At 70.6% G+C, this 18157-nt stretch carries 14 protein-coding genes and 1 tRNA gene; 9 read left to right on the forward strand and 6 right to left on the reverse strand.

All coding sequences use genetic code 11. The features are described from left to right. The first annotated feature begins 7 nt into the window (after window positions 1-7). From JHW48_RS03940 to phoB, 8 genes are all read left to right on the forward strand, one after another. Window positions 8-622: a histidine phosphatase family protein gene (locus JHW48_RS03940; protein WP_240637907.1), complete on the forward strand. Its 615-nt coding sequence runs from the start codon at window positions 8-10 to the stop codon at window positions 620-622. Between the two features lie 37 nt (window positions 623-659). Then, window positions 660-734, forward strand: a tRNA-Val gene (locus tag JHW48_RS03945). A gap of 150 nt (window positions 735-884) precedes the next feature. Next, window positions 885-1916, forward strand: a complete 1032-nt coding sequence (locus JHW48_RS03950) for a substrate-binding domain-containing protein (protein ID WP_119886365.1) — start codon at window positions 885-887, stop codon at window positions 1914-1916. Window positions 1917-1995: 79 nt separating this feature from the next. Beyond that, a complete protein-coding gene (gene pstC, locus JHW48_RS03955) occupies window positions 1996-3201 on the forward strand; it encodes a phosphate ABC transporter permease subunit PstC (protein WP_119886366.1) in 1206 nt (401 codons plus the stop codon). 5 nt (window positions 3202-3206) lie between these two features. Then, complete coding sequence (gene pstA, locus JHW48_RS03960; RefSeq protein WP_419182410.1) at window positions 3207-4559, forward strand: phosphate ABC transporter permease PstA; 1353 nt, start codon at window positions 3207-3209, stop codon at window positions 4557-4559. A gap of 21 nt (window positions 4560-4580) precedes the next feature. Then, a complete protein-coding gene (gene pstB / locus JHW48_RS03965; protein WP_119886368.1) occupies window positions 4581-5378 on the forward strand; it encodes a phosphate ABC transporter ATP-binding protein PstB in 798 nt (265 codons plus the stop codon). Window positions 5379-5395: 17 nt separating this feature from the next. Continuing rightward, window positions 5396-6115: a phosphate signaling complex protein PhoU gene (gene phoU, locus JHW48_RS03970; RefSeq protein ID WP_119886369.1), complete on the forward strand. Its 720-nt coding sequence runs from the start codon at window positions 5396-5398 to the stop codon at window positions 6113-6115. Between the two features lie 3 nt (window positions 6116-6118). Further along, the gene (phoB, locus tag JHW48_RS03975; RefSeq protein WP_119886370.1) at window positions 6119-6808 is read left to right on the forward strand and encodes a phosphate regulon transcriptional regulator PhoB; all 690 of its coding nucleotides are present in this window, start codon (window positions 6119-6121) and stop codon (window positions 6806-6808) included. Window positions 6809-6814: 6 nt separating this feature from the next. On the opposite strand, the gene JHW48_RS03980 is transcribed toward phoB, so the two are convergent. The 5 genes from JHW48_RS03980 to JHW48_RS04000 all read right to left on the reverse strand — a co-directional run bounded on the left by JHW48_RS03980 (window position 6815) and on the right by JHW48_RS04000 (window position 16168). Next, window positions 6815-10024, reverse strand: a complete 3210-nt coding sequence (locus JHW48_RS03980) for an error-prone DNA polymerase (RefSeq protein WP_119886371.1) — start codon at window positions 10022-10024, stop codon at window positions 6815-6817. Next, window positions 10021-11532, reverse strand: coding sequence for a DUF6504 family protein (locus tag JHW48_RS03985; protein ID WP_119886372.1), 1512 nt, complete (start codon window positions 11530-11532; stop codon window positions 10021-10023). Before JHW48_RS03985 ends, JHW48_RS03980 begins: the two co-directional genes overlap by 4 nt. Further along, complete coding sequence (locus tag JHW48_RS03990; protein WP_119886373.1) at window positions 11453-12199, reverse strand: ImuA family protein; 747 nt, start codon at window positions 12197-12199, stop codon at window positions 11453-11455. Before JHW48_RS03990 ends, JHW48_RS03985 begins: the two co-directional genes overlap by 80 nt. Before the next feature lie 84 nt (window positions 12200-12283). Further along, the gene (locus JHW48_RS03995) at window positions 12284-14644 is read right to left on the reverse strand and encodes a YbcC family protein (RefSeq protein ID WP_119886374.1); all 2361 of its coding nucleotides are present in this window, start codon (window positions 14642-14644) and stop codon (window positions 12284-12286) included. A gap of 18 nt (window positions 14645-14662) precedes the next feature. After that, a complete protein-coding gene (locus JHW48_RS04000) occupies window positions 14663-16168 on the reverse strand; it encodes a proton-conducting transporter transmembrane domain-containing protein (RefSeq protein WP_119886375.1) in 1506 nt (501 codons plus the stop codon). A gap of 99 nt (window positions 16169-16267) precedes the next feature. Here JHW48_RS04000 and JHW48_RS04005 point away from each other — a divergent pair, with 99 nt between their 5' ends. Continuing rightward, window positions 16268-17140, forward strand: coding sequence for a LysR family transcriptional regulator (locus JHW48_RS04005; protein ID WP_119886376.1), 873 nt, complete (start codon window positions 16268-16270; stop codon window positions 17138-17140). 4 nt (window positions 17141-17144) lie between these two features. Here JHW48_RS04005 and JHW48_RS04010 read toward each other — a convergent pair whose 3' ends face one another. Beyond that, window positions 17145-18101 (reverse strand): L-malyl-CoA/beta-methylmalyl-CoA lyase, encoded by a 957-nt coding sequence (locus JHW48_RS04010; RefSeq protein ID WP_119886377.1) that lies wholly within the window; start codon window positions 18099-18101, stop codon window positions 17145-17147. Window positions 18102-18157 lie beyond the last annotated feature (56 nt).

Here is an 18157-nt window from a genome sequence, read left to right on the forward strand (position 1 = left end):
CCCCGCCATGCCCGCGCCCGTCGTGATGCCCGTCATGGCGCCCGTCATGGCGAAGGCGCGGGACCTTCCGCCCTTGTGGCTGATCCGGCATGGCCAGACGGAATGGAACCTGCAGGGCCGCCTGCAGGGGCGCGGGGATTCGCCGCTGACGGCCATGGGGCGGGCGCAGGCGCGGGGCCTGGGCCCGCTGGCGCGCGGTCTGCCCGGCATCCGGCTGACCAGCCCGGCGGGGCGGGCGCGCGACACGGCGCGGCTGATCTTCGGCACCGACATCCCCGCCGATCCGCGCCTGGCCGAGATCTGCGTGGGCGGTTTCGCGGGGCTGTGCGAGGATGACCTGCGCGCCCGCCACCCGGCGGTCTTTGCGGGCGGCCCGCTGGACTGGTACGACCGCTGCCCGGGGGGCGAGGGCTTCGCCGCCTTGGAGCTGCGCTGCCGCGATCTGCTGGCGGGGCTGGACGGTCCCGCGGTGCTGGTCACCCATGGGATCACGCTGCGGATGATCCGTGCCCTAGCCATGGGGCATGGGGTGACCCAAGGCGGCCCGGTGATCCAGGGCGCCGTCCACCACATCTCCCATGAACGCGAGGCGGTGCTGCATCCACCGGGCTTTTCGGCTTGAAACCCGGCCCCGGCGGCGGTCATATACGGCCAGCCACGGCCCGTTAGCTCAGTGGTAGAGCGTCCCGTTTACACCGGGCCGGTCGGCAGTTCGAATCTGTCACGGGCCACCATTCCCCCCACCTCCACCATCGCGCCATCCGCCGCCCCCGCCCGCATCCTGCCGTTGGGTCATGTCATGTTTCTGTCACATGGGCGTTGCAATGCTGTCACCAAAGCCACGTATCCGTGCCGGGCAACTTCCACTCCTCAGGAGAAGACCCATGAAGATCCTCGGCCTTGGCGCAACCGCGCTGTCCGTCGTCGCCCTGACCGCGACCGGTGCCTTCGCGCAGTCGCGCGACCAGGTTCAGGTTGCCGGCTCGTCCACGGTTCTGCCCTATTCGACCATCGTGGCCGAACTGTTCGGCGAGAACACCGACTTCGCCACCCCGGTCATCGAATCGGGCGGGTCCTCGACCGGTCTGCGCCGCTTCTGCGAAGGCGTCGGCCCGAACACCATCGACATCGCCAATTCCAGCCGCTCGATCCGCGAGACCGAGCGCGCCGAATGCGCCGCCAATGGCGTGACCGACATCATGGAAGTCCGCTTCGGCTATGACGGCATCGTCTTCGCCTCGGCCGTGGACGGCAACGAATTCGCGCTGGAGCCGGCGGACGTGTTCAACGCCCTGGCCGCCCGCCGCGTCGTGGATGGCGCGGTCGTCGACAACACCGCCGCCAACTGGTCCGAGGTCAATGGCGACCTGCCCGATCAGGAGATCCTGGTCTTCGTGCCCGGCACCCGTCACGGCACCCGCGAGGTCTTCGAGGAGAAGGTCATCATGCAGGGCTGCGCGGATTCGGGCGCCAAGGAGGTCTTCGAGGCCGAGCTGAGCGAGGATGACGCAAAGGAAGCCTGCGTCCGCCTGCGCACCGACGGCCGCTCGATCGACATCGACGGCGACTATACCGAGACCCTGAGCCGCATCGGCAGCTCGCCCAACGGCATCGGCGTGTTCGGCCTGTCCTTCTACGAGAACAACACCAACACCCTGCAGGTCGCGACCATCAACGGCGTCGTGCCCAGCACCGAGACCATCGCATCGGGCGAATACCCCGTGTCGCGCCCGATCTTCTTCTACGTCAAGAAGGCGCATATCGGCGTCATCCCGGGCGTGAAGGAATTCGCGGAATTCTTCGTCTCGGACGTCATCGCCGGCCCGAACGGCCCGCTGGCCTCCTATGGCCTGGTCTCGGACCCCGAGCTGGCCTCGGTCCAGCAGGCGGTCGCCGACGAAACCGTCATGCAGTGATGCAATGCGGGGGCCGGCGCGCAGCCGGCCCCCGTTTCCCCCCTGCCCGTTTTCCCCCTGACCGCCCGAGGTTCGACGGATGCCCCTGTCCTGGTCCCTGCTAGCCGCCATGATCCTGGCCGCGGCAGGTTTTTTCGTTGGTCGCAGCCGCGCCTTCGCCGCGTCGGGCGGTGATGTGCGCAGCCTGCACAGCCGCCCCACCTATCACGGGGCGAATGTCGCCCTGGCCGTGATGCTGCCCGCGCTGACGGTGCTGGCGCTGGCCTCCTTCGCGCGCATGGCGGGCATCATCCCGGTGACCGGCGGCGGTTTCGCGGGGCTGCTGGCCCTGGGCGCGGCGGTGGCCGGGCTGGGCTGGGCAGTGACGCGGGTCGAATCGGGCTTTCGCGCCCGCAACCTGGTGGAACGCATGGTGCTGGGCATCATGATGTTCTGTTCGCTGATCGCCATCGGCACGACCGTCGGCATCGTGCTGTCGCTGATCTTCGAGACGATCAACTTCTTCGAGCAGTACAGCATCCGCCAGTTCTTCTTCAGCACCGAATGGTCGCCCCGCTTCGAGGGGAATTCGCGTCTGGGGATGCTGCCGCTGCTGTGGGGCACGCTCTATGTCAGCTTCATCGCGCTGCTGGTGGCGGTGCCGATCGGCCTGCTGGCCGCGATCTATCTGTCGGAATATGCCGGGCCGCGCATGCGCAGCATCGCCAAGCCCGTGGTCGAGGTGCTGGCGGGCATCCCCACCATCGTCTACGGCCTGTTCGCGCTGGTGACGGTCGGGCCGCTGCTGCGCGACTGGATCGCGCAGCCCACGGGCCTGGGCAACAGCGCCAGTTCGGTGATGACCGCGGGGCTGGTCATGGGGATCATGCTGATCCCCTTCGTCAGCTCGCTTTCCGACGACATCATCAACGCCGTGCCGCAAAGCCTGCGCGACGGCGCCCTGGGCCTGGGCTCGACCCCGTCCGAGACGGTGCGCAGCGTCGTGCTGCCCGCCGCCCTGCCGGGCATCGTCGGCGCAATCCTGCTGGCCGCCAGCCGCGCCATCGGCGAGACAATGATCGTGGTGCTGGGCGCGGGGGCCGCGGCCACGATCAGCGGCAACCCCTTCGAGGCGATGACCACCATCACGGTCAAGATCGTCAGCCAGCTGACCGGCGACAACGACTTCTCCTCGCCCGAGACGCTGGTCGCCTTCGCCCTGGGCCTGACGCTGTTCGTCATCACGCTCGGGCTGAACGTCATCGCGCTCTATATCGTGCGCAAGTATCGCGAGCAGTACGAATGACCGACCTGTCCCACGCATCCCCGACCGAGCGGCGCGCGGCGCGTCACCAAGGCTCGCTCTATCAAAAGGACGCGCGCACGCGCCGGCGCAATGCCGCCGAGAAGCGGTTCCGCGCCTATGGGCTGACCGCCATTGCCATCGCGGTGCTGGCCCTGGCCTTCCTGGTCACGACGATCATCCGCGACGGGTCGGGGGCGTTCCGCCAGACCTATCTGTCGATCCCGGTGACGCTGGATGCCGAGATCTTGGACCCGCAGGGCAACCGCGACCCCGCCCAGATCGCCAGCGTGCTGACCCTGTCCTATGGGCAGGTGCTGGACCGGGCGCTGGACCGGGCGGTGGCCGACCTGAACCTGCAGATCCCCGGCCTGCAGGACGGGGACGTGGACGGGCTGATCTCGCGCGATGCATCGGCGCAGCTGCGGCGCATGGTGCTGGCCGACCCTGATCTGGTGGGCCAGACGGTCGATGTGAACGTGCTGGTGAACGGCCGGATCGACGGCTATTTCAAGGGCCGCGTCACCATGCAGTCGGCCGAACGCGACAGCAACGTGTCGCCCCAGCAGCTGATGCTGGCCGATGTGCTGCGCGACGAGGGCCTGCTGGTCACCCGCTTCAACCGCGAATTCCTGACCAATGCCGACGCATCCGACCAGCGCCCCGAGGCGGCCGGCGTGGGCGTGGCGATGCTGGGATCGCTCTACATGATGCTGGTGGTGCTGTTCCTGGCGGTGCCGATCGGGGTGGCCTCGTCGATCTATCTGGAGGAATTCGCGCCAAAGAACCGCATCACCGACATCATCGAGGTCAATATCTCGAACCTGGCGGCGGTGCCGTCGATCGTCTTCGGCATCCTGGGGCTGGCGGTCTTCATCAATTTCGTCGGCCTGCCGCAATCGGCGCCCATCGTGGGCGGCCTGGTGCTGACGCTGATGACCCTGCCCACGATCATCATCGCGACCCGCGCGGCGCTGAAATCGGTGCCGCCCTCGATCCGCGACGCGGCGCTCGGGGTGGGCGCGTCCCGGATGCAGACCGTGTTCCACCACGTCCTGCCCCTGGCCATGCCCGGCATCCTGACCGGCACGATCATCGGCCTGGCCCAGGCCCTGGGCGAGACGGCGCCACTGCTGCTGATCGGCATGGTGGCCTTCGTGCGCGAATATCCCGGCGCGCCGCCGGAGGGCCTGTTCGACCCGGCCTCGGCCCTGCCCGTGCAGGTCTACAACTGGACGCAGCGCAGCGATCCCGCCTTTGTCGAACGGGCATCGGGCGCGATCATCGTGCTGCTGGTCTTCCTGCTGTGCATGAACCTGCTGGCCGTCTATCTGCGCCGCAAGTTCGAGCGCCGTTGGTAACCGGCGCAAAGGAGCGATATGATGTATGACACCACCCGAACGGAGAGCGCCGTGACACAGACGGACGTCAAGATCTCGGCCCGCGACGTGCAGGTCTATTACGGCGACAAGCACGCCATCAAGGATGTCAATGTCGAGATCCTCGACAAGACCGTGACGGCCTTCATCGGCCCGTCCGGCTGCGGCAAGTCGACCTTCCTGCGCTGCATCAACCGCATGAATGACACGATCGACATCGCCCGGATCGAGGGCAAGATCATGATCGACGGCGAGGATGTCTATGACCGCCGCGTGGACCCGGTGCAGCTGCGCGCCAAGGTCGGCATGGTCTTTCAAAAGCCCAACCCCTTCCCGAAATCGATCTATGACAACGTGGCCTACGGCCCGCGCATCCACGGCCTGGCCCGCGGCAAGGCCGATCTGGACGAGATCGTCGAGCGGTCCCTGCGCGGCGCGGCCCTGTGGAACGAGGTAAAGGACCGCCTGCAGGAACCGGGCACCGGCCTTTCGGGCGGCCAGCAGCAGCGCCTGTGCATCGCCCGCGCGGTGGCCACCAGCCCCGAGGTCCTGCTGATGGACGAGCCCTGTTCGGCCCTGGACCCCATCGCCACCAGCCAGGTCGAGGAGCTGATCGAGCAGCTGCGGTCGGAATTCTCGGTCGTGATCGTGACCCATTCGATGCAGCAGGCCGCCCGCGTCAGCCAGAAGACCGCGTTCTTCCACCTGGGCAACCTGGTCGAATACGGCGCGACGGACGACATCTTCACCAAGCCGCAGGACAGCCGGACCGAGGCCTATATCTCGGGCCGGATCGGCTGATCGCGAAAGGACATGACATGAACCGCGACAAGCATATCTCCTCGGCCTTCGACCGCGACCTGGAGACGATCCAGGCGCTGGTGGTGAAGATGGGCGGCATGGTCGAGGCCGCCATCACCGACGCCTCGACCGCGCTGGACACGCGCGACGAGGATCTGGCCGAGGATGTCCGCCGCCGCGACAAGGCGATCGACGCGCTGGAGGCCCAGATCAACGAGGATGCCGCCCGGCTGATCGCGCTGCGCGCCCCCACCGCGACCGACCTGCGCATGGTGCTGGCGGTCATCAAGATCTCGGCCTCGCTGGAACGGGTGGGCGATTACGCCAAGAACATGGCCAAGCGCACCGAGGTCCTGGCCCAGATGCCCGCCATCAACGGGTCGGGCATCGCCCTGCGCCGGATGAGCCAGGCCGTGAACAAGATGCTGCAGGACGCGCTGGACAGCTATATCCGCCGCGATGCCGACCTGGCCGAGGATGTGCGCCAGCGCGACCTGGAGGTGGACCAGATGTACAACGCGCTGTTCCGCGAGTTCCTGACCCACATGATGGAGGATCCGCGCAACATCACCCCCTGCATGCATCTGCATTTCATCGCCAAGAATGTCGAACGCATGGGCGATCACGCGACATCCATCGCCGAACAGGTGATCTATCTGGTGTCAGGCGAGCTGCCCGACGACGTGCGCCCCAAGAGCAACAGCGTGCCGTCCTTCAGCCCCGCAGGGGGGGCCTGATCCATGGCGCGCCAAGCCCCCTGCGTCCTGGTCGTCGAGGACGAGGGCGCGCAGCGCGAGGTCCTGCATTACAACCTGGAGGCCGAGGGCTTCGACGTGGTGATGGCCGATAACGGCGAGGATGCGCTGCTGCTGGTGGCCGAGGAACAGCCCGACCTGATCGTGCTGGACTGGATGCTGCCCAAGGTCTCGGGGATCGAGGTCTGCCGCCAGGTCAAGGCCGATCCCTCGACCCGCAACATCCCCATCATCATGCTGTCGGCCCGCAGCGAGGAGGTCGACCGCGTCCGCGGCCTGGAGACGGGGGCCGACGATTACGTGGTCAAACCCTATTCCGTGGTCGAGCTGCTGGCCCGCCTGCGCACCCAGCTGCGCCGCACCCGCCCCGCCACCATGGGCGAGCGGCTGTCCTTCGGCGACATCATCCTGGACGCGGCCGAACACCGGGTGTTCCGCGCGGGCCAGTCGCTGCATCTGGGCCCGACCGAGTTCCGCCTGCTGTCCACGCTGATGGAGAAACCGGGCCGCGTCTGGACGCGCGAACAGCTGCTGGACCGGGTCTGGGGGCGCGACATCTATGTCGACACGCGCACCATCGACGTGCATGTGGGCCGGCTGCGCAAGGCGCTGATGAAGAATGGCGGCGACGATCCGCTGCGCACCGTGCGCGGCGTGGGCTACGCGCTCGGCTGATCGCGCTCAGCGGAAATCCCGCGTCCTGACGGTGATGCCGTTCGGGCCGCGGGCATGGATGTCGCGGGGCTTCGGCGCCGTGCCGCGCGGATCGGGCGGGGGCGCGCCGCGATGGAATTCGTCGCCGCGGCCATGGGGCAGGGGAAAGGCCCCCTGCCGCCCCACGCTCGCCAGATCCGCCGACAGGTCGGTCAGCCGGTGGGCGACCAGATGCACGACCGCACCCGCGCGCTGGACGCGGCCCTCGACCCCGATCATCCCCGCCCCCAGCACGATGCGCCGATGCGCGTCGAAGACCTTGGGCCACAGGACCAGGTTGGCGATGCCGGTCTCGTCCTCCAGCGTGATGAACATGACGCCCTTGGCCGATCCGGGTCGCTGACGCACCAGGACCAGCCCCGCCACATGGGTCCAGCTGCGGTTCGGCGCGGCCATGGCCTCGGCGCAGCTGCGGATGCGGCGGCGGGTCAGGTCGTCGCGCAGGAAGGCCAGCGGATGGCGGCGCAGGGTCAGGCCGGTATGGGCGTAATCCTCGACCACCTCGCGGCCCGCCTGCATGGGGCGCAGCGCGACGGCGGGTTCCTCCGCCGCGGCCGCCGCGAACAGCGGCAGGTCCGGCTGATGCCCGCGGATCGCCCAGAGCGCCTCGCGCCGGGCCAGGCCATAGGCGGGGCGAAAGCCGTCGGCCTCGGCGATGGCGGTCAGGGCGGCGGCGGGCACACCCGCCCGGCGGCAGAGATCGGCGGCAGAGGCGGCGGGCCGCGCGGCGATGATCGCCGCCGCATGGGTGCGCGCCAGCCCCTTGACCATCCGCAGCCCGAGCCGCACCGCAAGCCCGGCCCCCGCGGTCTCCAGCGTGCAGTCCCAATCCGATGTCGCGATGCAGACCGGGCGGACCTCCACCCCGTGATCCCGGGCATCGCGCACGATCTGGGCCGGGGCATAGAATCCCATCGGCTGGCTGTTCAGCAGCGCCGCGCAGAAGGCGTCGGGATGGTGGCATTTCAGCCAGGCCGAGGCATAGGCGATCAGCGCGAAGCTGGCCGCGTGGCTTTCGGGAAAGCCGTAGCTGCCGAAACCCTCCAGCTGGCGAAAGATCTGGGCGGCGAAATCGGCCTCGTAGCCGTTGGCGATCATCCCCTCGATCACCCGGTCGCGAAAGGCCGAGACGCCGCCCGTCAGCTTGAAGGTCGCCATGGACTTGCGCAGCATGTCGGCCTGGCCGGGGGTGAAGCCCGCACATTCGATGGCGATGCGCATGGCCTGTTCCTGAAACAGCGGCACGCCATAGGTGCGCTTGAGCACGCGTTCCAGTTCGGGCTTGGGATAGACGACCGTCTCCAGCCCCGCCCGGCGGCGCAGATAGGGGTGGACCATGTCGCCCTGGATCGGGCCGGGGCGGACGATGGCCACCTGGATGGTCAGGTCCTCGACGCTGCGGGGCTTCAGCCGGGGCAGCATGGACATCTGGGCGCGGCTCTCGATCTGGAAGGTGCCGAGCGTGTCGGCGCGGCAGATCATGTCGAAGGTCGGGCCGTCATCGGCGGGGATGCTGGCCAGGTCATGATCCAGCCCCTTGTGATCGCGCAGCAGCCCGAAGCTGCGCGAGAGGCAGGTCAGCATGCCCAAGGCCAGCACGTCCAGCTTCATGAAGTGCAGCGCGTCGATGTCGTCCTTGTCCCATTCGATGATCTGGCGATCCTCCATCGCCGCGGGCTCGATGGGGACCAGCGCGTCCAGCCGGTCATTGGTCAGCACGAAGCCGCCCGGATGCTGGGACAGGTGCCGTGGCGTGCCGCGCAGCTGGGCCGCCAGTTCCAGCGTCAGGCGCAGGCGGCGGTCGGCGGGGTTCAGGTTCAGCTCGCGCAGCAGGGCCTCGGGGATGGGCTCGTCCCCCCAAGCCCAGATCTGGCCGGATATGGCGCGGATCACGTCCTCGGGCAGGCCGAGGGCTTTGCCCACGTCGCGCAGCGCGCCCTTGCTGCGATAGCGGATCACCACGGCGGTCAGCGCCGCGCGGTCACGGCCATAGCTGCGGTAGATCCACTGGATGACCTCCTCGCGCCGTTCATGTTCGAAATCCACGTCGATGTCGGGCGGCTCGTGGCGTTCCTCGCTGATGAAGCGCTCGAAGAGGAGATCGTGGCGCCCCGGATCGATGGAGGTGATGCCGAGCACGAAGCAGACCGCCGAATTGGCCGCCGATCCCCGGCCCTGGCAGAGGATGCCGCGCGAGCGGGCGAAGCGGACGATGCTGTTCACGGTCAGGAAGTAGGGGGCATAGTCCAGCCGGTCGATCAGGCGCAGCTCATGGCGCAGGCTGGCGTTGACCTTGATCGGGACGCCCTCGGGATAGCGCTCGGCCGCGCCCTCCCAGGTCAGCCGCTCAAGCGTGGCCTGGGTGGTGACGGTGGGATCGTCGCGTTCCTCGGGATACTGGTATTCCAGCTCGTCGAGCGAGAAGCGGCAGGCCTCCGCGATCCGGGCCGAGCGGGCCAGCGCCTCGGGGTAGCGGCTGAACAGCCGGTGCATCTCGGCGGGCGTCTTCAGATAGCGGTCAGCGTGACGCTCGCGGCGAAAGCCCAGGGCGTCGACGGTGGTGTTGTGGCGGATCGCGGTGACCACGTCCTGCAGGATGCGGCGGTCGGGGATGTGGAACAGCACGTCATTGGTGACCACGGTCGTCACGCGCAGGCGGACGGCGAGGCTCGACAGCTCATGCAGCCGCAGCTGATCGTTCGGGCGCCGGCGAAGGGTCAGCGCCAGATGGGCGCGGTCGCCGAAGGCCTCGCGCATCCGGCGCATCTGCAGGGCGCAGTGATCATCCGCCTGATCGGGGATCAGCACGCCGATCAAGCCCTCGCAGGCAGGGGCCAGGTCCGCCCATTCCAGATGGCAGCGGCCCTTGCCTGCGCGCCCCTTGCCGACGGACAGCAGCCGACAGAGCCGCGCATAGGCGGGGCGGTCGGTCGGATAGACCAGCAGCGACATGCCGCAGGCCAAGTCCAGCCGGCAGCCGACGATCAGGCGCACGCCGGTCTCCTTGGCTGCCACATGGGCGCGCACGATCCCGGCCAGCGAGTTGCGGTCGGTGACGGCCAGCGCCTCCATCCCCATCAGGGCGGCGGCGGCGAAGAGCTCCTCGGCCGAGGAGGCGCCGCGCAGGAAGGAGAATTGCGAGGTGACCTGCAGCTCGACGTAACCCGGCCCGCTCATCCGAACACCCCATGCAGGAACCAGCGATGCGATCCGGTCGAGGCGTCCTCGCCATCGCCTTGGCGAAAGATCCAGAAGCGGCGGCCGGACTCGTCCTCGACGCGGAAATAGTCGCGCACGGCGCGGGTCTCGGCCTCGCGCTTCCACCATTCGCCGAAGATGCGTTCCGGCCCGTCGGCGCGGGCGACGCGGTGGCGGCTGCCGCGCCAAGCGATCCAATGGGGCGCCTGGTCGGGCAGCAGGGCCATCGTCTCGATCGGTTCGGGGCGCGGCAGCAGGCGGGCGGGCCGGGGCCAGTGGTCGGGCCAGCCCTCGGGGATCGCGGAGAGGGGGGCCACGCGCGCCACGCTGCGTTCGGGGACCTCGCTGGCGACGGGGGCGATGCGGAATACGGCCGCCGCGCCCACGCGATTGGCCAGCACGTCGATGAGGCCGGTGACATCGGGGGCCTCGGGCTCCAGCAGGGTCGCGCGCTGGCGGGGGGCCAGCGGTTCGGCCAAGGTGGCGGTCAGGGTCATGATCTCGATCCCGAAGCCCGGGTCGATGGAGGGGATCTTGTCGCACAGCAGCCGCGTCAGCCGCGCGGGGTCGCGCTGCGGGGCGGCCAGGCCCACGCGGACGGGCTGGGCGGCACTGTCCACGCGCCAGCAGATCAGGTCCAGGCGGCGCGCGCCCATGCCCCGCGATTCAAGCTGGGCGCAGAGGTCGCCCACCAGCCGGCCGATCTGGCGGGCGATGGTCTCGGTCGCGGCGATGGGTTCGGCGAAGGCGCGGCGGCTGGTGGCCAGATCGGCGGGGCGCAGCGGGTCGATGGGCTCGCCCGAGAGGCCAAGCGCCTGGTCCAGCCGCCGCGTCACCTCCGGGCCGAAGCGGCGGGTCAGGGGCGCGCGGGGCACGGCCATCAGGTCGCCCACCGTCTGGAACCCCATATCCGCCAACCCGGCCACCGTCGCGGGCGGCAGCCGCAGCGCCGCCAAGGGCAGGGGCGCCAGTGCCTCCCGCGCCGTGCCGGGGGGCGCGATGGTCACTGCGCCTGCATGGCGGGCCAGCGCATGGGCTGCCCCCCATGTATCGGCCATGGCGATGGTCGCGGTGATGCCCGACAGGGTCAGCCGACCCAGGATCGCGTCCAGCATCGCGGCCTCGCCGCCATGCAGGTGGTCGGTGCCGGTCGCGTCGATCACCACGCCCTCGGGCGGATCGACCGCCACGATGGGCGCGAAGCGCTGCATCAGCCACAGGGCCAGACGCTCCAGCGCGGCCAGATCGCCCCGGGGGTCGGCCTGCAGGACGCGCAGGTCCGGGACCAGCGCCTGCGCCTTGCTGACGGGCATGCCGGGCCCCAGGCCAAGCGACCGGGCGCGCGCGCAGGCGGCGGTGATCACCCGGCGGTTGGACGTGCGGCCCGCGAGGATCAGGGGCCCATCGTCACATGAAGGCGTATCGCCTGCCCGCCGCAGCCGGTCGATCGGCCACATCGGCAGGCAGACCGAGATGACCCGTGCCATCGCAAGCCTCCAGTTCCAGATCGAAGGGTTCGCCCGCCCGCGCCCGCACCAGCGCCACCCGCCAGCGCGCCCGCCCGAGGCCCGGCACGGGCAGCGCGGCCGAGGGGATCTCGGATACCTGCCAGCGGGTCATGGAGGCGGTGGGCTGGCCGAAATCGGCGGCCTCGGCCACGGCCCGCCAGCGGCGCAGCGCGATGCCCGTCGTGCCCGTGCCCTTGGCCGCCAGATGCAACCGGCGCGAGGCGGTCATGGACAGGCGCCCGACCTCGGCCACCACGGCGGACAGGCCGCCATGGCGTAGCCCCTCCTCCATGCAGGCCAGGACCGATGCCTCGTCGCCCGCCTCGACATGGATCACCCGGCCCGGCGGCAGGCCCGCCTGCGCCAGCCCCGGCGCGAACAGATCCGCCCGCGTCACGCACCACAGCACCTGCCCCGGCAGGCGCGCGGCGATGCCCGCGGCAAAGCAGGCCGCCGCAGCCCCGTCCACCGCGCCCCCGGCGCCGCCCGCGACCTCGTGCAGACAGCCGAGCGCCAGCCCCCCCTGCGGCAGGCGCCGGTCCAGATCCGCCACCCCGAAGGGCAGCACCGCGCGCGCCTGCGCATCGCCCGACAGATCGGCGATGCGGGCACGGAGCGCGGTGAGCGTGGCGGCGGAGGCGGGCATGGGACAACCGGAGGAACGGGATTCGTTGTTCCTTTTTTGTTCTTTTCGGGCCGGCGAGTCAATCCGCCAGGTCGCGATGCCGTTTCACGCGGGCTCGCGCCTCCAGTCGCCGCCGGGGCGATAGCGGGCGGCGATGCGGCCATCCTCCAGCGTCAGCAGGTGCATCCAGCCATTGTCGAACAGCGCCGCGACCTGGGGATGGCGGGCCAGGATGGCGCCCACGGCCTGGGGCGCGGCATCCAGCAGCACCGTCAGCCGCAGCGCGTCATGGGCCGCGCGCCGCCCGTCATGGACGGCCTGCAGCGGCAGGCCGGGGCGCAGGGGGCCGCCATTGCCCTCGACCACGCCGATGCCGCCGGTGACGTTATGGATCAGCTTGTTGCCGCCGCCAAAGACCGGGGCGGCCACGGTCGATCCGTAATAGTGCAGGCTGATCCAGCTGGCCACCACGACCGGCGCGGTCAGGATCAGCTCCAGCACTTTGTGGTCGGGGTCCAGGCGGCGGTCATAGCTGTGCAGGAAGCTGCGCCCGCCCAGATCCAGCCCGCGCGTGACGTCGCGCGGCGCGGCGATGAAGGCCGCGCAGCCCGCCAGGCCCCATTCGGGGCGCGTCTCGGCCCAGTCCAGGGCGCGGGCGGCGACATCCTCGGCCCGCGCGCCGGGCAGGCGGGGGGCGCGTTCGGCGCGCACCCGCGCCCCGGCCCGGGCCAGCCAATCCGCGGCCCGCGCCAGATCCGCCGCATGGCTGGCGGGCGCGGCATCGGCATGGACCGTCACCCGGTCCGTCGTCGTGTCATGCAGCGCGGCCACGAACAGCGTCGATTGCGGGAGCGCGATCCCATGGCCGGGCAGCCCCGCCCGCACCGCCGGGTCGTTCATCAGGTCGGCCAGCACCCGGGCCGAGACCTGCCCCGTCCGCCCCCCGCAGGCGCCGCAGTGATAGGCGCTTTCATGCGGGTTGTTGGTCACCTGCGCGCCATGCCCGACCAGCAGGACCAGCCGCGCGTGATCGCGGGTCAGCCCCATCGCGCGCAGCACCGTCGCGGCCAGCGCCGCGCCCTGATCGGCCGGCAGAGGCGGGTCCAGTCGCGGCCGTCCCTCCGGCGCGGGGGCGGCGTGGCGACCCAAGGCGTCCTTCAGCAGCGTGACCCCATAGAGCGGCCCCGCCGCCTCGACGAAGGCAAAGGAGGACACCGCCGCCTGCCGGAACCGCCCCCAGGCCCGGGCCGCGCGGGCGCCGATCCGGGCCGCATCCTCGGCCAGGGGGGCGTCGGCATCGACCGAGCGCAGCACAGGCCTCAGCAGGACCGGCAGATGCGCGTCGCTCAGGTCGCTGGCATGGGGGCGGTGCTGCAGCGGCAGGCCGAAGAAGCCCGCAAAGCCGATGGTCTGGATATCGGGGGCCAGCCCCTCCAGCGCGCGGCGGAAAGGTTCGGACCGCACGTCGATGCAGAAGGCCGCCTGCAGCGCGGGGCGCGCGCCCGCGCCGCGCGGGCCGGTCAGCCGGGCGGCCAGGTCGCGCTGATGGGCGCGTTCGGCCGCATCCTGCAGGATGGCGTCGATCACATGGTCGGGATCGGGTTCGACCGGCGCGGCATGGGCGGGCACCACGGCGGACCAGGGGGCGGCCAGGTCCGGCATCAGGGTCAGCAACGCCTCGTCCCAGACCAGGCGGATGGCCAGCAGGTCGGTCGCGGTGGCATCGCCCCCGCCCGCCTGTTCGGCCTGCCACGACAGCCAGCGCGCATGCTGGGCCCAGCCCCCCAGGTCGATCAGCAGCCGGTGAAAGGCGGTGGGCGCCGAGGCTGGGTCCAAGGACAGCCGCTCGGCCGCGCGCAGGATGGCGCGTTCGGCCATGTCGGGGGCGGCCGCGACATGGGCGCAGAAGCCGCGCAGGCCCGCGATCTCCGGGGTCAGGTCATGGGTGGCCCAGTCCCGCCAGGCGGCATAGGCCCCCCGCCCGGGCGCGGGCGTCCACAGCGCCTGGCCCTGATCGAAATGACCCGCCGCCCACAGCCCGATGCAGCGCTGGACGATCTGGGGCCAGTCGGTCCCGGTCCGGTCGCGGGCCAGGTCGGCCAGGCTGGGCAGGGCGCGGCGGGGGGGCGCGGGGGCGTGCAGCCGCGCCTTCAGCAGGGCCAGGTCGGCGGGCTTCAGCGGCGAGGCGCTGGCGATCAGCGCCGCCGCCAGGTCGTCATCGGTGATCCGGCCTTGGGCCAGCGCCTGCGCGAATTCGGCGCGCGGCCGGGTCAGGGACAGGCCCGCCACCCGCGACAGACGCGCGGCGGCCCCGGCGAGGTCCTGGTCGGTCTGGCCCAGAAAGGGGTTGACCGCCACCGTCGCGAACAGGGGAAAGGCCGGGGGGATGGCGCGGGTCGCATGGGACGCGGCCTCCAGCAGGCGGGTGGCTTGGTCGGCGGTGAAGCTGCCGTGGTTCAGGAACATGGGATCCTCCGGTCGGGGTCAGCGGGGCCGGACGGCGCGAAAGCCGCCGATCAGCCGGTCGAAAAGGGCGTTGAGGTAAAGGCCGTTGGCCAGATGCACGCGCAGCGCCCCGGTCGCCGGGTGATGCGCCCAGAGCGGGAACAGCGCCTGCGCCACCGCGACCAGCCCGAAGGACAGCAGCGCCAGCGCCAGCAGCGCCCATTCCAGGGGGCCGGGATCGGGCGGCGCGGGCAGATGCGCGCCCCAGGCCAGCCCCGCCAGCAGGTGGAACCCGAAATAGCCCAAGGCCGCCGCCAGCGAGGCCATCCCCGTGCGCCGGGTCAGCGCGCGCGGCGCCGCATCGGCCAGACCCTGCGCCACCAGATAGGCCGTGCCGAAGATCAGGATTGCGCCAAGCGCCAGCGCCTGCGGCGACTTGGCCCCGCCGATCGCCGCGAACCCCGCCGCCACCCCCGCATAGAGCAGCAGCGCCAGCCCGAAGGCACGCGCCACCGCGCGCAGCCCGGGCACGGCGACGGGGCCGGGCCTGCGGGCGGCCTCGACCGCGCGCACCGCCTGGCCCGATGCCAGGAAGCCATGCGCCTTGTAGAGCGAATGCGCCACGATATGCAGCAGCGCCAGCGGCCACAGCCCCAGCCCGCATTGCAGCATCATGAAGCCCATCTGGGCGATGGTGGACCATGCCAGCGCCGTCTTGACCGCGCTCTGGGTCAGCATGACGGCGGCGCCGAACAGCGCGGTCAGCCCGCCCGATGCGACCAGCACCGCCATCGCCACGGGGCTGGCCTGGATCAGGTCGGCGCTGCGGATCAGGATCAGCCCGCCCGCATTGATGATGCCCGCATGCAGCAGGGCCGAGACGGGGGTGGGGGCCTCCATCACCTCGGTCAGCCAGCCATGCAGAGGAAAGGCCGCGGTCTTCAGCAGCGCGGCCAGGATCAGGGCGGCGACGGCCAGCTGGCCCGTTACGGGCAGGGGCGCCGACGCCGCCGCGCGCAGCTGCGACAGGTCGGTCGTGTCCCAGGCCGCCCAGGCCAGACCCGCCGCCGCCAGCAGCGCCAGGTCGCCCGCCCCCCAGACCGCCGTGAACTTGGCCGCCGCCCGCCGCGCCTGCGGCCGGTCGGGATAGAAGAGCAGCAGGCGCCGCATCAGCACCCCCACCGCGATCAGACAGGCGGCCATCACCAGCAGGTCGCCCGCCTGGACCAGCACCATCACCGCGCCCAGGCAGGCCAGGATGCCCGCCCGCGCGCGGTCCGCCCCCGGCTCGGCCCGCAGATAGCTGCGGCAGTATCGCAGCACGACCCATCCGACAAAGGCCACCAGCAGCGACATCGTCGCCGCGATCGCATCCCAGGCCAGCGGCCCGCCCGGCGGCGGCGCGCCCGTGACGATCAGCGACAGGGTGCCCGCCGCCGCCACGGCCAGGGCGGCCAAGGCGGCGGTCTCGGGCAGGCGGGGATGGGTCCGGGCCAAGGGCGCTGCTATCAGCAGCAGCGCGGGGGCCAGCAGGGTCAGGGTCATGATGCCTCGTCCAGCAAGGGGGGTTCGGCCGGGATTAGCCGATGGACGATATTCAGAAAATTATATATTATCGGCAAAACCGTTCGACTGGATGGAACGATGCTGAACCTGCACCACCTGCGCCTGTTCCGCGCCGTCGCCCGCAACGGCACCCTGACCGGGGCCGCGCGCTGGCTGAACCTGTCGCAATCGGCGCTGTCCACCCAGCTGCGCGCGCTGGAGGCGTCATTGGGCCATGACCTCTTTGAACGCCGGGGGCGGGGGCTGGTCCTGACCGAGGCGGGGCGCATCGCGCTGGATCATGCCGAGGCGATCTTTCGCACCGCCGACGACCTGACCGCCACCCTGCGCGAGACGGGGCGGGCGCGGCGCGTCTTGCGGGTCGGGGCGCAGGCCACGCTGTCGCGCAATTTCCAGATGCTGTTCCTGCGCCCCCTGATCGGCCGCGCGGATGTCGAGATCGTGCTGCGATCGGGCAGCCAGGCCGAGATGCTGCGCGGGCTGGAGGCGCTGTCGCTGGACGTGGTGCTGGTCAATCACGCGCCGATGCGGGACGCGGCGAATCACTGGCTGGTGCATCGGCTGGCCCAACAGCCCGTCAGCCTGATCGGATCGCCCGCGCGGGTGGGGCAGGGGCGCGATCTGGCCCAGCTGCTGCGGTCGGAACCGCTGGTCCTGCCGTCGTTGGATAGCTCGATCCGGGCGGGGTTCGACGCGCTGGCCGCGCGGCTGTCAATCACCCCCCTGATCGCGGCCGAGGCCGATGACATGGCGATGCTGCGCCTGCTGGCGCGCGAGGATGCGGGCCTGGCCGTCATCCCGCCCATCGTCGTGCGCGACGAGCTGGACGCCGGCCTGCTGGTCGAGGCCGCGCAGCTGGGCGAGATCGGCGAGGGTTTTTACGCCGTCACGCTGCAGCGGCGCTTTCCCAACCCCCTGCTGGCGCCCCTGCTGGAGGCGCCGATACCCTGAGGGATCAGGCCCCGATCAGATCCGCCTGGCGCAGCGTCACCTCGGCCTGCTTGATCGAGGCGATGTCGACCAGCCGGCCCTTGTAGACGGTCGCGCCCGCGCCCTCGGCCTTGGCCTTCTCCATCGCGGCCAGGATCTCGCGCGCCTCGGTGACGGCGGCCTCCGAGGGCGAGAAGACCTCGTTGGCCAGGGCGATCTGGCTGGGATGGATGGCCCATTTGCCGACCATGCCCAAGGTCGCGCTGCGCAGGGCCTGGGCGCGGAACCCTTCGGGATCGCTGAAATCGCCGAAGGGTCCGTCCACCGGCAGCAGCCCATGCGTGCGGCAGGCTGCGACGATGGCCGTCTGCGCCCAGTGCCAGGGATCGGGCCAATATTTCTGGCCCTCGCGGATCATGTAGTAATTCTCCTGCGTGCCGCCGATGCCGGTCGTGGCCATGCCCATGGATGCCGCGAAATCGGCGGCGCCCAGGCTGATCGCCTGCAGGCGCGGGGATGCGGCGGCGATCTCCTCGACATGGCAGATGCCGGCGGCGGATTCGATGATCACCTCGAAATTCAAACGCTTGCTGCGGCCCTTGGCGCGTTCGATGGCGGTCACCAGCGCGTCCACGGCATAGATGTCGGCGGCGCAGCCCGCCTTGGGGATCATGATCTGGTCCAGCCGGTCGCCCGCCTGTTCCAAGAGGTCCACCACGTCGCGATACCACCACGGCGTGTCCAGCCCGTTGATGCGCACCGACAGGGTCTTGCCGCCCCAATCCACATCGCCGATCGCCGCGACGATATTGGCGCGGGCCTGGTCCTTGTCGTCGGGGGCGACGGAATCCTCCAGGTCCAGGTTGATCACGTCGGCATCCGACGCGGCCATCTTGGCGAACAGCGCCGGGCGCGAGCCGGGTCCGAAAAGCTGGCAGCGGTTCAGACGGGCAGGGGGAAGGGGCTGTTGGCGAAAGCTCATGTCAGGGTCCAGTTCGTAAAGATTGGGGCCTGGTGTTGGTAATAAAGTTGCGCTGC

Origin of the sequence: Paracoccus aestuarii (assembly GCF_028553885.1) — a bacterium.
GTDB classification, from domain to species: domain Bacteria; phylum Pseudomonadota; class Alphaproteobacteria; order Rhodobacterales; family Rhodobacteraceae; genus Paracoccus; species Paracoccus aestuarii.

Coding starts and splice junctions, on each gene's coding strand:
- JHW48_RS03940 (WP_240637907.1), top strand. CDS start 8: ATGCCCGCGCCCGTCGTGATGCCCGTCATGGCGCCCGTCATGGCGAAG.
- JHW48_RS03950 (WP_119886365.1), top strand. CDS start 885: ATGAAGATCCTCGGCCTTGGCGCAACCGCGCTGTCCGTCGTCGCCCTG.
- pstC (WP_119886366.1), top strand. CDS start 1,996: ATGCCCCTGTCCTGGTCCCTGCTAGCCGCCATGATCCTGGCCGCGGCA.
- pstB (WP_119886368.1), top strand. CDS start 4,581: ATGTATGACACCACCCGAACGGAGAGCGCCGTGACACAGACGGACGTC.
- phoU (WP_119886369.1), top strand. CDS start 5,396: ATGAACCGCGACAAGCATATCTCCTCGGCCTTCGACCGCGACCTGGAG.
- phoB (WP_119886370.1), top strand. CDS start 6,119: ATGGCGCGCCAAGCCCCCTGCGTCCTGGTCGTCGAGGACGAGGGCGCG.
- JHW48_RS03980 (WP_119886371.1), bottom strand. CDS start 10,024: ATGAGCGGGCCGGGTTACGTCGAGCTGCAGGTCACCTCGCAATTCTCC.
- JHW48_RS03985 (WP_119886372.1), bottom strand. CDS start 11,532: ATGGCACGGGTCATCTCGGTCTGCCTGCCGATGTGGCCGATCGACCGG.
- JHW48_RS03990 (WP_119886373.1), bottom strand. CDS start 12,199: ATGCCCGCCTCCGCCGCCACGCTCACCGCGCTCCGTGCCCGCATCGCC.
- JHW48_RS03995 (WP_119886374.1), bottom strand. CDS start 14,644: ATGTTCCTGAACCACGGCAGCTTCACCGCCGACCAAGCCACCCGCCTG.
- JHW48_RS04000 (WP_119886375.1), bottom strand. CDS start 16,168: ATGACCCTGACCCTGCTGGCCCCCGCGCTGCTGCTGATAGCAGCGCCC.
- JHW48_RS04005 (WP_119886376.1), top strand. CDS start 16,268: ATGCTGAACCTGCACCACCTGCGCCTGTTCCGCGCCGTCGCCCGCAAC.
- JHW48_RS04010 (WP_119886377.1), bottom strand. CDS start 18,101: ATGAGCTTTCGCCAACAGCCCCTTCCCCCTGCCCGTCTGAACCGCTGC.